Genomic DNA, 404 nt, shown 5'->3' with positions numbered 1-404 from the left:
ACAAAAACTTAGGGTTAGTAAATACTAAAGAAATGTTTGCAAAAGCAAATAAAGAGGGGTATTCAATACCAGCTTTTAATTTTAATAATTTAAGGCAATTACCATCTATTGCTAATGAATCTACTCCTGTTCTATTAACGAATTCTTCAACTTCATCTGGTTGAGTATAAATACTATGTTCTGCAACAACATCATCTTCAACTCCAGCAAGTACTCCAAGTTCAGCTTCTACAGTTACATCATTTTGATGAGCAAACTCTGCAACTGATCTTGATAATTCTACATTTTCATCAAATGAATAATGAGACGCATCTATCATTACAGATGAGAAACCATATTCTATACAATCTTTACATGCTTCAAAGCTTGGACCATGATCTAAGTGTAATGCAACTGGTATATCT

The 404-nt window shown here is 32.2% G+C and carries 1 protein-coding gene; it reads right to left on the bottom strand.

Annotation, left to right across the window (positions count from 1 at the left end; translation table 11 throughout):
- Nucleotides 1-404, bottom strand: a 404-nt coding sequence (locus BT993_RS06860) for a class II fructose-bisphosphate aldolase (RefSeq protein ID WP_425274412.1), incomplete at both ends; no start/stop codon positions are given.

This window comes from Streptobacillus ratti (genome assembly GCF_001891165.1).
Lineage (GTDB): Bacteria > Fusobacteriota > Fusobacteriia > Fusobacteriales > Leptotrichiaceae > Streptobacillus > Streptobacillus ratti.
Note: the sequence above shows the minus strand (reverse complement) of the source record. Positions and strands in the feature narration are given on the sequence as shown.